The sequence below is a fragment of the Erwinia sp. S38 genome, assembly GCF_016624545.1.
Lineage (GTDB): Bacteria > Pseudomonadota > Gammaproteobacteria > Enterobacterales > Enterobacteriaceae > Erwinia > Erwinia coffeiphila.
The window spans coordinates 79,038-93,536 of the sequence record NZ_JACVTS010000003.1 but is presented as its reverse complement, the minus strand read 5'-3'; the positions used below and the strand labels follow the sequence as shown (position 1 = coordinate 93,536).

Sequence of the window (14,499 nt, the reverse complement as noted above, 5' to 3'; positions counted from 1 at the left end):
CTGAGCGATTACTGTGGCAGCGAGGCCTTCAGCCTTCTTGCCGCTTCGGCCAGGTTAGCTTCAGACACCGTCGAATAGGACAGGCGCAGCGTTGAGGTATCCGGGCGGTCGCAGTAGAAGAATTCACCGGGAACGTAGACTACGCCGTTATTCAGCGTGGTTTTCAGCCACTCGGTGGTGTTAAACGCCTCGGTAAAGGTGGCCCACAGGAACATCCCGCCCTGCGGACGGTGGAAGCGAATGCGATCGCCCAGCTCGTTTTGCAACGCCGACACCAGCGCATCACATTTCTGCTGATAGGCCTTGCTGATTAACGCAATCTGCGGACGCAGACGGCCGCTTTCCAGATAGTGGCGGGTCAGCGCCTGCGACAGTGAACTGGTGTGCAGATCGGTGGCCTGCTTGAGGATCACCGCCTGCTGTTTCAACCACGATGGCAGAGTGATCCAGCCCACGCGTGCGCCCGGGGCCAGGATCTTGGAAAACGTTGAGGTGTAGATCACCTGCTCGCCAACGCCAATCGCCTGCGCGTGGGACTTCAGCGTGCGGAAGGTTTCGCCGGAGAAGTTGATTTCGCTGTACGGGTCGTCTTCGAAAATCAGGAAGTCATAGCGAGCGGCCAGTGCCACCAGCTGCTGACGACGGGCATCGGTCAGCGTCACGCCGCCCGGGTTGCCGAAGGTCGGCACGATGTAAACGGCTTTAATCGGGGTCTGTTTAACCAGCTCTTCCAGCTCGTCAACAATCATCCCTTCGCCGTCGGTGCCCACCGATTTCAGCTCGGCTTCGGCCAGCTGGAACACCTGGAGCGCCGCCAGGTAGGTAGGACGCTCAACCACAATCACATCACCGGGATTGATGATTGCCCGCGCCACAATATCCAGCGACTGCTGCGAACCGGAGGTGATAACCACATCGTCCGGCGTGCACTGAATGCCGCGCTCCGCCGAAATCTGGCAGATCGCTTCACGTAATTTCGGGTCACCCTCGCTCAGACCGTACTGAAACGCATTGTGACCGTCTTCAGTCAGCACGCGGTCCATAGCGATTCTCAGGCCTTCCGTATCGAACAGATCCGGATTCGGTATTCCTCCGCCCAACGAGATCACACCTTCCATCTTGCTGTGCTTTAACAGCTCACGGATTGCCGATGACTGAAGGTCTTTAACTCTGTTGGCCAACTTCTGCGACGACATAACACTTACCTTTTCTTTATTTTAGTGTTGAATTTATACCATAAGTCGCCAAAGAAAATAGCAGGTAAGCGCCTCTCGCACCCACCTGCCGCAAATTATTTCAGCTCGTCCTGCAGTTCGCGCAGATACTGGCTGACCCGGGCCAGGCCTTTTTTCATCACCTCGCCGTTATTGGCAAAGCCGATACGCACATAGCCCTCCATATCCATCGCCTCGCCGGGAGTGAACATCACCCCGTAGCGCTCCAGCAGACCGATACAAAACTGGCGGGAACCCAGCGGCAAATGGTATTTCAGCAGTGCCGTAGTACCGGCCTGCGGCTTGATATAGTCGATCAGCGGCTCGTGGCTCACCCACTCATCCAGCAGTTGCAAATTGTCGCGCAGCATCGTCTGGTTACGGCTGAGGATTTTATCGCGATTTTCCAGCGCGATGGTGGCGAAGTAGTCATCCAGCACGCCGACGCTGACGGTATTGTAATCGCGGTGGATCTCTACCGCCTTCAGCAGCGATTCCGGGCCAGCCATCCAGCCGAGGCGCAGCCCCGCCAGCGAGTAAGTTTTTGACATGCTGGCGGTGCTGATGCCCTTCTCGTACAGATCGGCCGCCGCCGCGCTATAGCCGTCGCCGACCTGATTGGTGCCGCGATACACTTCATCACACAGCAGCCAGGCCCCGGCCTCCCGCGCCACCGCCACAATATCCTTCAGCAGCGCTTCATCCATCAGCGCGCCGGTGGGGTTATTCGGGTTATTGATGGCGATCAGCCGGGTTTTATCATCAATCACCGATTTCAGCTCGGCGACATCCGGCAGAAAGCCGTTCTCCTCGCGCAGCGGCAGGATCTTTACTTCCGCGCCGAGGCTGGCGGGGATCGAGTAGTGCTGCTGGTAGGTCGGCAGCACGGAAATCACGGTATCGCCCGGCTCCACCAGCGCCTGATAAATCAGCGCATTAGCACCGATAGCGCCGTGGGCAATCAGGATATTGTCAGCCGACTGCGCCCGGTACTGCATCGAAATCACCCGGCGCAGCCGCTCGGAGCCGGTGATAGCCCCGTAGGTCATTTTGATGTTCAGCATCTCATCCAGCACCGCAGCGGTATCGCCCGACATCGCCAGCAGCTGCTTCATGGTCAGCGACTCCACGCAGGTTTCCGCCAGGTTGTACTCGCAGTGGTTTTCCCACTCGTTCATCCACTGTTCAACGCCAAAAGGTCTGATCTTCATGTTATTTATCCTGTTGGTTAAGATAAGTCAGCATCGCATCGGCGATATCTTCTATTCCCGGAACAGCAGATGAACTAAAAAGTACATCATGCACTTTTTGTTTACAATGAAAATCTGATTGCGTAAAACAGAACGGCAGAAGCGAACAGCGCGCGGCAGAAATCGGCTATGATTGGCGCCCGAAGAACTAAGAGGACAACACAGTGGCAAACGTAACGCTCAGCGAAAAAACGCCCTTCCCGCTGCTAAAATCAATGGCGGACGGCATCGCTGCGCTGTTCTTTCCCAGCGTTGAGGTGGTTATCCACGACGTGGCCGCAGGCAAAGTGGCGTATATCGCCAATAACCTGTCGCAGCGCAATATCGGCGATGATGCCGGGCTGGATGAGTTTGAAGGCCAGACGCTGGCCGCCGTCACCGGGCCTTACGAGAAGCTGAACTGGGACGGCAAAAAGATGCGTTCCGTGACCATCGCCACGGGAAATGAAACCGATCCCGGCTATCTGCTGTGTATTAACTTCAGCACCGCGCCCTTTGAAGAGGCGCGCAACGCCCTGGAGCTGTTTTTGTCCGTCACCCGCCTGCAGCCGCAGCCGGAAGCACTGTTCCGCGACGACTGGCAGGAGAAAATCAACACCTTCCTGCACGACTGGATACGGCGTGAAAACACCTCGCTGAGCGCGCTGACCCGCGGACAGAAAAAGGATCTGGTGATGGATCTCCATAAGGAAGGGGCGTTCCGGGCAAAAAACTCGGCGGATTACATCGCCAGCGTGCTGTCGCTGGGGCGCACCACCGTTTATAAATATCTGCGCGAACTGAAAAGCTGAACGCTGAAGGGCTAAGTAGGTGACGGAGCAATGACCTGGCAAAGTCGCCCGCGAGTCCCTGAGAATAAATACTCGCTCCACGCGCCAGTCCGGCGGCAATGACTGCTGCCGGACTGCCTGCTCCATGAGCCGTTGCCTGTTTCAGGCCCGGGCAGCGCCTACTCTACCGGCAAAGCCAGAAACTCGCGCGCCTTCGCGCAGGCATCTTCCGGGTCATCCGCCAGCGTTTTCGGGAACGGCATAATCTTCTTCAGTTTCGGGAACAGCGTGCTCAGGCTGGCGCGCACCTCCTCGTCGGTGGTCAGATAAACATAGCCCGCACACCAGTCGCGCAGCTCGGTTTTATACTGTTTCATCCAGCGGGTGGACTGCTTCTCTTCTTCATGCGGCTCGCGCTCGTGTCCGTGCCGCGCGGGTATCCAGACAAACACCACCCGCTGCTGCTGTAGCAGAAAGTCGGTCAGGCCGTTCAGCAGACGGTGGGTTCGGTCCGGCATACCCAGCTGCGGAAAGCGGATAAACACAATCGGCCAGTGGCTGATATCAAAAATTTCGGCATCCGGCTGTGCGCCGGTGTACACGCTCTTGTCACTCATGTTCTGTTTCCTTTTCTTCTACGGAACGGTGCAGTAATGCCACTACGGTCAGCAGCGCCAGTGCGCCGCACAGGTAAAACAGCGGCCAGCTAATCAGCGCGACCATCTGCGCAAAAGCGATGGTGGCCAGCGTACTGACAAAGCGCCCGACGCCGTAAAACGTGGCGTAGTCGGTCGCGGGCTGTTCCCCGCGCGACCAGCCGAGGATACGGGCGCTGAGCACAACATAAATTCCGCTGACCGCCGCGCCCATGGTGACCGCACCGGCTATCGCCAGCCACGGCAGCACCAGCAGATAGCCTGCCGCCATCGCCGCCAGGGCGACGATCCCCAGCGCGGTAAACAGCCAGATCGCCCGCGACAAACCGAAACGGTGCATCATCGGCGCGGCGATCCCGGCGGTCATCAGCATGGTGACCGGCCCCAGCGTGCCCACCACGCCGCCGATGACGTCCATCGATACCTGCAAATCGATCAGCATTAAGCGGTTGAGTGCCGACAGCGGGAAGATCACGCAGCAGGTCAGCGTCAGCAACACCAGCCGCCTGCGCTGTAGCGCATTGCGCAGCAGTCGGCGGAAGCTGGCTTTCTGCTGCTGCGGCGCGACGGGCGGCGTAGCCACCGGCGACTTTGCTCTGCTGACCAGCAGCATCGGCACAATCAGCAGCAGCAGACTGGCGGCATAGCACAGGAAGATGGTGGCCCAGCCGAAGCGCTGGAACAGGGCAACAAACGCCCCGCCGCCGATCATCGCGCCGATGGAAAGCGCCGCCAGCTTGCAGGCCGCCGCACGCGGTCGCCAGGCCGGATCAATGCGCTCCACCGCCAGCGCGTCCAGTGCAATATCCATCGTCGCCATCGCAAAGGCGACAAACAGCCCCATCGCAAACAGCAGACGCAGATCGGCCCCCTGCATCAGCGCCACGGCGGCCACCACCAGCGCGGAGGCCAGCTGCATCGGCACAATCCACGCCAGTTCCACCGCCAGAAACGGCGGCCGCCAGCGGTCGACCAGCGGCGACCACAGAAACGCCACGCCCAGCGGCAGGTACAGCGCATACAGCCAGCCTACCGCCCCCAGACTCATTCCCTGCGCCCGCATAATGGCCGGGAATCCGCCCTGGATCAGCCCCATGGTCATGCCGAAACCGATATACAGCGCGCTGATGGCCAGCAGCACCGCCAGCTGCCCGCTCCCCCTGTGTGCCCGATGCGTATTTTGCTCCATTACGCTCATCGGCCTCACCAGCGATAGTTCACGGACACGTTCACCACACGTTCGTTACCGTAGTTACAGAAGTTGTTGGACAGGCAGGTGACATAGCTTTTATCGAAAAGATTGTTGACGCTCACCCGGGTGCTTAAACCATCGAGGTTGCCAAACCGCTTGCCGAAGTCGTAGCCAATTGCCGAATCAAACACCGTATACCCCGGCGCATCCAGGCGAACGGCGCTGGCGCTGTACACATTCGGTGAATAGCCACCCACCGTTTCCCCCACGTAGCGCCCGCCGCCGCCAACGGTCAGCCCCTGCATCAGACCGCTGCGGAAGGTGTAATCGGCCCACAGCGAAGCGGTATAATCCGGGATGCCGATCGGCCGCTGGCCGGCATCAACCGCCAGGCTTTTGGTGACTTCGGCTTTGGTATAGGTGAAGGCACCGGTCACATTGATGCTGTCGTTGACCGCCATTTTGGTTTCAAACTCCACCCCGCGCGAACGCTGTTCCCCGGTCTGATAGGAGGTAAGCGCGTTGGCGTAGGTCACCACGTTTTTCTGGGTAATATCGAACCAGGCCAGGGTAAACAGCGCATCCAGTCCGGTCGGCTGGTACTTCACGCCGACCTCACGCTGCTGCGCGGTATTGGGTTTAAAGGCGTTGCCGTTGCTGCCGGTGCCGGTCACCGGCAGGAACGAGGTGGAATAGCTGGCATACGGCGCAATGCCGTTATCAAAGTTGTAAATCAGACCGATCTTGCCGCTGAACGCTTCATCATCCTGAACGCCGTGCGAGGCGCTGAGATAGTTATCGGTACGGGTACGTGCGGTGTCGTAGCGCCCCCCCGCCACCAGCGTCCAGTTATCCAGCTCGATTTGATCCTGCAAATAATAACCGGCCTGGGTGATGTGCTGTTTCTGATTGGTGATCGGTGCCAGCGCCAGGTTGGTCGCCACGCCGTAAACCGGGTTGAGATAGTCAATCGACGGTGCCGCGCCGTAGTCGCGGATCTGCCGCCATGAAGATTCCTGATAGTCGAATCCGGCCACCGTGGTATGCGAGAAGCGCCCGGTATCAAACTCCGCCTGCAATTGCAGATCGGACGTTATCCCCCGCAGTGATTCATCGGTGCCCAGCGCATAGCGGGAAATGGTATGCCCGTCGGCGGCCAGCGCGGCGGTCCCGACGCTTTTGGTCACGGTAGTCAGATCGAGGTAGCGCAGATTGTGGCGCACTGTCCAGATGTCGTTGAAACGATGTTCAAACTGCCAGCCCACCGCCGTTTGCGTGCGGCTGAACTCGTCGTACTCCGGGTCGCCGTCGTTAAAATTACGCGCGATCTGCCCGGCCGGGCTGGACCACAGGCTGCCCACCGTCGGCAGAACGCCGTAGTAGCCCCCTTCCGGATCGCGCTGATAGCTCATATTGAGGGTAAAGGAGGTATCGGCATCGGGTATCCAGGTCAGCGACGGCGCAACGAACAGTCGTTCTTCTTTGGTGTTCACCACCTGAGTATTTGATTTACGGCCCAGGGCAATGACCCGGTACAGCAGGGAGTTATCGTCGGCCAGCGGCCCGGTGGAATCCAGCCCCAGCTGCATACGCTTGTGGCTGCCGTACAGCATCTCCACCGAGTTCTGCGCTTCGCTGGAGGGCACTTTTGAGACTGCATTAATCAGTCCGCCGGGATTCACGCCACCGTACAGCGTCGATGAAGGCCCCTTGAGGAACTCAATGCGCTCAATGCCGAAGGTTTCAATCTGCGGGATCACATAGCCGCCGCCACGCAGCAGGCGCAGACCGTCAAGATACTGGTTACCGTCGGTCGGCGATCCAAACCCGCGGATATAGGGCAGATCGTAGCGTGATGCCGACCCGCGCACTTCCGCCGATACCCCGGCCGAATAGCGCAGTGCCTGGGTCAGGCTCTGTGCGCCCTGCACATCTACCTGATCGCGGGTGATCACGCTGACCGACTGCGGATTTTTCATCAGCGGGGTGTTGGTTTTGGTCCCGGCGGTGCTGTTGCTGGCGACGTAGCCGGTCACCGGCCCGAGCCTGCCGTTATCCGAGGCTCTGACCACCATCGTACTGGCGTTAGCGGCCGTGTCCGGCGGCAGCCGGTAAATCTGCACGGTGCTGTCGTTGCTGAAGCGGTAGCCCAGTCCCGTACCGTTCAGCAGAGTGGTCAGCGCCTGCTCGACGCTCATCCGGCCCTGTACCGGTCGGCCCGTCACCTCAATCGCCGTATCTTCACGGAATACCACGGAAAGACCGGCAATCCGGCCAATCTCATTGACGGCCTGGGTGACCGGTTTTGCCGGAATAGTAAAACTGAACTGTTGAACCTGAGGTTGCTGTACGGCGGCCACCGCCATACCCGTTGCGCCTGCGCCTGCCAGCAGTGCCGAGGCTAATGCATAGCCTGCGCGACGAACTTTCTTGTTGTTCATTAACGTGCCCCATATCTGATAAGACGATCGCAATTAAACGAAAATAATATTTATTATCATTTTCACTATCACTACGATCACGCATCAGCAGGCGCACCACTGAACCTGAAAAAGACACTTTTTTATAAAAAACTCATAACCAGCTGAAAATAAGACGCTTTTATTGCGTAATAATGACCAGATAGTCGGTCACTTTGCGCATACGGAAGCCGACGCTGGCCTGTAACGAATCCAGCGCTTTGTCGGTGTCGGCCAGGGAGAAGCTGCCGGTCACCCGCTGATCCGCCAGCGCAGAAGAAGGCATCAGCACGCGGCCCGGCCGATAGCGTTCCACCTCGCGCATCACATCGCCCAGACGCGCGCGATAGAAAATATAGCGGCCGCCGTGCCACGCCATCGCATCCTGAACGTTGACGCTGGCCGGGGCTGCCACCCCCTGCGGACTAAATGCGACCTGCTGGCCGGGTTTAATCATCGTCGGCTGCGGCTGCCCCTCGCTGCTGACCGCCACGCTGCCGCGCGCCAGCGTCACCACCCCGCCGCTCTCCTGCAGGCGCACGTCAAACTGCGTCCCCAGAACGCGGACGCTGCCCGCAGGGGTATCCACAATAAACGGCGTTTTTGAAGACACCACATCGAAAAACGCGCCGCCGCGCAGCAGATGGATACGGCGCGCGTCCGGGGTGAAATCGACGCTGAAGGCGCTGTCGGCATCCAGCAGCACCTTCGAGCCGTCGGCCAGCAGCACATCGCGCCGCTCGCCTTTTCCCGCCACCCGATCGGCAGACAAATTCTGCATCCACGACGGATTTTGTAGCCACAGACCGGCCAGCATCACCAGCGTGACGCACAGCGCAGCGGTGGAACCCGCGCGGCGACGCGTCGCCTTTCGCGCACGGTTTTTATCCATCGCCGCCAGATAGCCGGACAGCACATCGGCCTCTTTTTCCGCCAGCTGCTGGCCCGGTACGGCGGTATCCTGCCAGACGGACTCAATCGCCAGCCAGGCTTCTTCGTGCGCCGGATGCGCCTGCCGCCACTTATCGCAGGCGGCCAGCTGACGGCGCGACGGGCCGTCTTGCATCGCCAGAAACCAGCGACGAGCTTCGGCACGCACTGCGGCGTCGTGTGATTCAGGTTTAATCGACATTGTTCACTCCCGTCGCGGACAGATCTAAGGCGGCAACCGCGCGTGCCATATGCTTTGCCACCGCGCGCGATGATATCCCCATCACCCCGGCGATCTCAGAAAAACTGCGTCCGTGTACCCGGTTTAGCAGAAAAATATGGCGTGTTTTTTCCGGCAGCGAGGCCAGCACCTCATCGATATGGCGAATGTTCTGTTGGGCGGCCAGGATCTCGTGCGGCGACAGCGGCGGCTCGGAAAACGGCTCCGGCAGCTCGCCCTGCAAATACGCTTCACGGGTTTTCTCAGCGCGCAGATGATCGATGGCGGCATTGCGCGCGCAGCGGCTCAGATAGGCAGCGGAATCGCCTTTCCACTCGACGGCCTTTTCCCACAGCCGCAGAAAAATATCCTGCACCAGATCGCTGGCCGTGCTGCGACAGCCCACTTTGCGGTCTATCTGGCGCTCCAGACGTTTACGTTCGGAAAGATACAGCGCTGCGAGATCCTTGCCTTTATCGGCCATAAGATCGAGTCCCGGAAGGTAAAGAAAAATACTGAAATACACAACGATCCTGTGCCATCAGTCTGCGCTGCTGGTCAGTTGGTCGGGGATTATTACGCAGGTTTTAGGATATTTCTAGTATGAGATTAAAAAGATGGCGTAAAAGAAAACACCCACATAAACGTGGGTGTTATGACCTGCGGACGGAATTATTTCAATCGCCCTTTAGCCTTTCAATCCGCTGCTGACCGCAATATCATCAACGCTTTTTAATTCTTCTTCCGTTTTCGCAATCTCCGGCGGGTACATCTCTTTCGCGAAACTCGCCAGCTGCTGGCAATAATATTTCAGTGACTCTTTGAACCTTGGCACGCTCATTCTGTCATCCTGATATTCTTTAAATTTATAATTCGTCACGCCTGCGGCCCGGCTGTCAGCGGTGGGTTTAACGTAATAATTCGCTGAGGGAGAAGCACCAGATCCATGAATATGGCTATAGATCCTGTTACCGTCATCCTGCATATTTTCCCTGAAACAGACGTCCACCGGCTGTGTATCGTGGCGATAATCCGCCTTTAATTTTTCAAGTTCGTCACTCAGCTTTTGACGTTTAACTTTAAAATCGGCAAGGCCAGTATCCGTCTTACAAAGCGTACCCACCACCTTATTATTCAGGTCGGTATTCCCGTCGCCTTTTTTATTATGCTTAATGGCAGTATCCATGGCATAGCCGCAGGTACCGGAATACCCATTGAGGTAGATAAGATTGTTCGCGTGCTGGCTGAGATAATCGATGGTCGCTGCCCGGCCCGGGTTGTGCCCCTCGGTATACCATTCATCGAGCGCGGCGACCAGGAAATTGCTGTGCCAGCTCATCCCACCCTCGTTAAACAGCTGCACGGTGCGCAGATCGCCACGGCGAATGGCCTGTTCCATTTCGCCTTGGTCCCACTGTACGCCCATATTCGCCAGTTCCTTGCGCGGATCGCTACTGGTTTCCTGCTTGACGTTGCCGAGCTTGTCCTGCACGTCGCTGACTTTATCTTTGATAATTTCCGTATTGACGAAGCTGCCGCCGCTAAAGTGCAGCGTCGCGCCGGTAATGGCGGCAATACCGACAATTCCCGCGAGGATCCAGCTGGATTTACGGCGTAAAATACCGGTATCTTCCCGGATCTCCTTTACCGTTTGGCCGGTTCGCTTAAGCTCATCGCCGATCTCGGCCAGCTGCTTTTCCACCTGCTGCTGATAGCGTTCAATCGCCTCCGCCGGTGCGTCATAGAGCGCATCCGGATCGGTTTTTAAACGCCCTTCCCGATAAGCTGCGCGCAGCGGTTCAATCACCTGGTCAAAATACTCATTCAGCAGCAGCCGTTCCGCTTCGCTAAGCCGTTTATGGTGGGCGATTTTATTGCGGATATGGTTTAAATCCTGCAGGAAAAGCGACAGGGTTTCCCGCGTACCGGAGGCATAGTTCAGCGCCGGTGCGGGGTCAAAGTAGCGATGATAATAGCCCGGGAAGTCCTCTTTATCGGCCAGGATCAGCCGCAGCTGCTCCAGCAGCGTACCGCTGAGGACGTTACCTTTCTCCGCGTTTTTGACAATGCGATCGACCACCGCATCGTTCAGGATCTCGCGCATCCGGCTAATCAGCTTATGCTGATCGGCCCAGGCTTCATCCACCACCTCGCGGATCAGCAGTTCGATGGCGCGCATCTGCCGTACGGCGTTACCCTCGCGGGCCTCCTGCGGCAGAGGGTATACGCTTTCCCAGCTGAATTCAGGATGCGCCTCCTGCACCAGCTCCAGCAGATTCACCAGCTGCAGACCGGCAATCATGCACTTATTCAGTGCCAGCGGATCGCTGCCCAGCTCCGCCTCCCGGCCGCTGAGCACACGCAGCAGATCGACATAATTTTTTATCTGCGCGGCGTTCAGGCCCAGCATCTCGCCGACGTTTTTCCACGAAGTATGCTTAATCCGCCCCTGATCCAGCATGCGGAATCCGGCGGTGAAGCTGTCATTGTCCGGGTGCGGTACGGCCAGCCGCTCGGAGATCTGCGAATGGGCATTGGCAACGATTTCCCTGCTGCGATTAACGATAGTCAGGGCAAGCTGATTATTCATTCTCAAACTCCATGTGCGTTAATCTTCCTGGCTGCGGATATCAAAGAACCAGAACAGAACAAAACCGAGCAGGGCAAAAGCCACAAAGACGATCAGCGTGATCAGCTCAAAGTGCGCGCTCTGCCCGGCGATATCGGCCAGATGCTGAGAACTGACGTCCGGCTCTTTAAACAGCATCAGCTGCCATTCGTATTCATTGGTGGTGAGGATATCCCGCACCGGCTCCCAGACGTGGCTGGCGGCAATCCCCATCCCCAGCGCGGAGAACAGCGAACCATAGATCCGGTGACGGCGCGAATTCTGCCGGGCAATCGCGTCCTGCATCAGCTGATCCAGCCGATCGAGCTGGGCAAACAGCGTACCGCGCTGATCGTGCAGGCCCCACTGGCGCTGGAGCATCTCGCTCAGCCTGTTTTCATCGGCGCTGCTGAACAGAGTTTCGCTGCTGTTTAGCACATTCAGCGCGTTGACCCGCAGCGCGAAGATCTCCTCCTCCCACTGCTTGTCTTCAATCGCCGACGCGTGCTGCTTAAGCTGCTTTGGCCATTTTTTGAAGATCTGGCGGATTTGCGTCAGGAAAGCGGCATAGTCATCGCTCAGCGTGGCAATGCGCCGGGCAACCGCCAGCAGCCCGTCCAGCGCCGGGTTATCGGCCGAGCGGCTGAACAGACTTACCCCCTGCTGATGGCTGACCACCAGCACGTCGGATTGCCAGTACGCCTCGTAGCGATCGCTCTGCGGCAGAGCATAAGGCGTTACCGGTGGCGTTGCCTGGCTGGTTCCGGCCAGCCATCCCTGAAACGTCGGGGTATCCACCAGATAGCTGCTGGTGTCGCTTTGTTGGATACGGGAATCGGGCTGCGACCAGCGCCATGCGCAAACGCGCTTTTGCCCTTCGCTCACCGTGGTTGTGTGATCCACCTGTTGAAGGCGGGGAGTCAGGTGGTCGACAAAGCCCTGCTGCCAGATTAGCGGCAGAATATCCTGCCACCAGTCGAGTTTCGATCCCAGCTCGCCGGACTCCAGCCGCTTCGGCGCGCCCAGCAGCGTGTAGTTACCGGCATCATCCCACCAGGGCTGGTTTGGCGAACCGGGCAGCGGACCCGCCGCATTACTGTAGCTGCGCAGCAGGCGCGGCTTATCCTCGGGCCGCTGACCGTTCCAGCGCACATTTTCTTCCTGCTCCAGCGCCATCCAGATATTTTTCAACGACACGCCGCTTTTCGGATCGACGGAAATCACCACGTCATTGCCGGTGCCCTGTTCCTGCGGGCGATAAATCCCCAGCAGAGTAAAGCCGTTTTTACTCCACGAACGCGTGCGGTCATTGCGGGCAAAAATTTTAAACAGGCCGCTGGCGTGCTGCTCATTAAGGAACAGGGCATCAATCAGCACTTTACGCTGGCTGTCTGACTGTTCCACCAGCAGCTGGCAGGTGGCTGCGCGCGGTATCGCCAGCTGATACAGCTGGTGTTCATAGGCCAGGGCAGCGGCAGCGGCCTGATATTCAGCAGAGGCTACCGGCAGGATACCGTTCAGGGGGGCATCAGTCTGATTAACCAGATCGCTGAGCAGTTTAAAGCAGCGGGTAAAGCCGGATTGCAGCCGCGCCGCATCGTACTGATGCTGTTCGTCGCTGGCGGCGTTTAACTGGGCGTGGGCAAAGACCGTGTGCAGGCAGGCAGCGGAGCGGGAAAAATCATCGCCATCCAGATAGCTGCCCTGCTCCCACTGATCGATGTAGCTGACCCATTTTTCCAGCCCCGGCGGGAATTCGTCGGTTTCACTGAGGGTGAGTGCGCTGTAAAGCAGCCAGGCGAAGCAACTGTCCAGCGAAAAGTCCTCAATCACCACGCGGGACACCGGATTTGCCTGCGCCCGGGCTTTCAGGGCCTGTCGCTCGGCATCGTTAAAGTTCCACAGCCAGGCGGAAACGGAGCGATAGCGCTGGCTGTTCTTGCAGTTCAGCGCTATTCCTTCTGAGCTGCCGTCGCCTAATCCCAGCGCCAGCGTACCGACAGGAATATCGCGCAGGGCGGGGTCCATGGAAAACGAGGCGTGTGCCAGCACCGCCGCAAAGCGATCCCATTGAAAGATTTCGGCCATTGCTTATCCTTTTCGCGCGCCAGGACAGGACGCCGCAGCGCAAAGATTATTTTGATTCACGGGAGAGTCGGTGAGAAATTAGGAAAAAGACTACTATATCTCTGATCTTGCAGCAAGATTATTACAGACCGCCCTCCGCAGCGGACTTTTAATTACCTGCTGAAAGCAACTATGTTTCGCGATAACTCTTTTATCAGCAAACTCATGCCATTTTGCCAATCGATGCAGAAGCCTTGAGGGTCACTCAGCCCGGTGGGATGGGAATGATAATAAAAAGTACCGCAGCGTTACTACCAGCCATAACTGCGCTTTTATTCAGATTTGATGTTAACGCGTGCACTGGACGAAACTGATGATTCATTTATTAACCAAAAGGCTTGATTAATTGGCGGCCCTGAGCAAATCCCTTTATTTAATCAATCTGTAATATTATTTATCAAACAAAATTCAAACTTAGAACAAACGTCACCAACCAATTAGAAATATCATTTCAACACCCATTATCTGACTGAAAAATAATAGTAAATTTACGATCTACGTCGCGTAATCCCCGTTGCCTTTCATCCTTTTCAGGTGTAGATTCCTGCCGTAAACCCCATCGAAACGATGGTTGAAAATAATACGCCATCTGAGCGTAGACGATCTTGCGTTAATACACCGACTTTAATTAGCGCGATTTATCATTATCAGACGCTTCTTTTTATAAAAGACAAAAAGTCCAACTCCAACCAGGGTATTTATTATGGCAAAGATAACAGCAGCAATTTTACTCACCGTCATTCCCCTGCTCTCCACCGGCTGTATTTCGCTTAGCCCAAGCGAAAAACCGTCCGCTACGCCGCCACAGCTCCAGGCTTCAGGAAAAACACAGTTATGGAACGACGCCACGCTGTTCGGCAAAGTGCCTGCAACGCTACAGCACGAAGGCGATGTGAAATGTGCGGCGCAGCATAAAGGCGCGGCGATTGGCTATCACCCACATGCGAAAAAAGCGGACGGCAGCTATTTCCAGGGCAATGCCTATCTTTGCTCAATTATTTAACGCAGTCAGTCACACGATGCCGGAAGAGATTTATTATTCTCTTCCGGCCTTTATTACTTAACATCGCAGT

11 protein-coding genes are annotated in these 14,499 nt (G+C 57.3%); 2 read left to right on the top strand and 9 right to left on the bottom strand.

Going from position 1 to position 14,499, the window contains the following annotated elements; translation table 11 throughout:
• Positions 1 to 8 precede the first annotated feature (8 nt).
• Positions 9 to 1,196 carry a PLP-dependent aminotransferase family protein gene (locus tag IBT46_RS04775; protein ID WP_105594333.1) on the bottom strand — a complete coding sequence of 396 codons (1,188 nt, stop codon included), beginning with the start codon at positions 1,194 to 1,196 and terminating at the stop codon, positions 9 to 11.
• 95 nt (positions 1,197 to 1,291) lie between these two features.
• Entirely contained in the window at positions 1,292 to 2,425 is a 1,134-nt protein-coding gene (locus tag IBT46_RS04770; protein WP_200544501.1) for an aminotransferase, read from the bottom strand.
• 254 nt (positions 2,426 to 2,679) lie between these two features.
• Between IBT46_RS04770 and IBT46_RS04765 the strand changes: the two genes are divergently transcribed.
• Positions 2,680 to 3,255, top strand: coding sequence for a transcriptional regulator (locus tag IBT46_RS04765; RefSeq protein WP_200544802.1), 576 nt, complete (start codon positions 2,680 to 2,682; stop codon positions 3,253 to 3,255).
• A gap of 158 nt (positions 3,256 to 3,413) precedes the next feature.
• Here IBT46_RS04765 and IBT46_RS04760 read toward each other — a convergent pair whose 3' ends face one another.
• The 7 genes from IBT46_RS04760 to IBT46_RS04730 form a co-directional block, all read right to left on the bottom strand.
• Positions 3,414 to 3,851 carry a hypothetical protein gene (locus tag IBT46_RS04760; RefSeq protein WP_200544499.1) on the bottom strand — a complete coding sequence of 146 codons (438 nt, stop codon included), beginning with the start codon at positions 3,849 to 3,851 and terminating at the stop codon, positions 3,414 to 3,416.
• Positions 3,844 to 5,088 (bottom strand): MFS transporter, encoded by a 1,245-nt coding sequence (locus IBT46_RS04755; protein ID WP_200544497.1) that lies wholly within the window; start codon positions 5,086 to 5,088, stop codon positions 3,844 to 3,846. The genes IBT46_RS04760 and IBT46_RS04755 overlap by 8 nt, the downstream gene beginning before the upstream one ends.
• Positions 5,089 to 5,093: 5 nt before the next feature.
• On the bottom strand, positions 5,094 to 7,523 hold the full coding sequence (locus tag IBT46_RS04750; protein ID WP_200544495.1) for a TonB-dependent siderophore receptor: 2,430 nt from the start codon (positions 7,521 to 7,523) through the stop codon (positions 5,094 to 5,096).
• A gap of 160 nt (positions 7,524 to 7,683) precedes the next feature.
• Positions 7,684 to 8,673: a FecR family protein gene (locus IBT46_RS04745; RefSeq protein ID WP_200544493.1), complete on the bottom strand. Its 990-nt coding sequence runs from the start codon at positions 8,671 to 8,673 to the stop codon at positions 7,684 to 7,686.
• Positions 8,663 to 9,175 (bottom strand): RNA polymerase sigma factor, encoded by a 513-nt coding sequence (locus IBT46_RS04740; protein ID WP_200544491.1) that lies wholly within the window; start codon positions 9,173 to 9,175, stop codon positions 8,663 to 8,665. The genes IBT46_RS04745 and IBT46_RS04740 overlap by 11 nt, the downstream gene beginning before the upstream one ends.
• A gap of 204 nt (positions 9,176 to 9,379) precedes the next feature.
• Complete coding sequence (locus IBT46_RS04735) at positions 9,380 to 11,281, bottom strand: STY4199 family HEPN domain-containing protein (RefSeq protein ID WP_200544489.1); 1,902 nt, start codon at positions 11,279 to 11,281, stop codon at positions 9,380 to 9,382.
• 18 nt (positions 11,282 to 11,299) lie between these two features.
• Positions 11,300 to 13,387 carry a hypothetical protein gene (locus tag IBT46_RS04730; RefSeq protein WP_200544487.1) on the bottom strand — a complete coding sequence of 696 codons (2,088 nt, stop codon included), beginning with the start codon at positions 13,385 to 13,387 and terminating at the stop codon, positions 11,300 to 11,302.
• A 742-nt stretch (positions 13,388 to 14,129) separates the two neighbouring features.
• Between IBT46_RS04730 and IBT46_RS04725 the strand changes: the two genes are divergently transcribed.
• Positions 14,130 to 14,429, top strand: a complete 300-nt coding sequence (locus IBT46_RS04725) for a hypothetical protein (protein ID WP_200544485.1) — start codon at positions 14,130 to 14,132, stop codon at positions 14,427 to 14,429.
• Positions 14,430 to 14,499 lie beyond the last annotated feature (70 nt).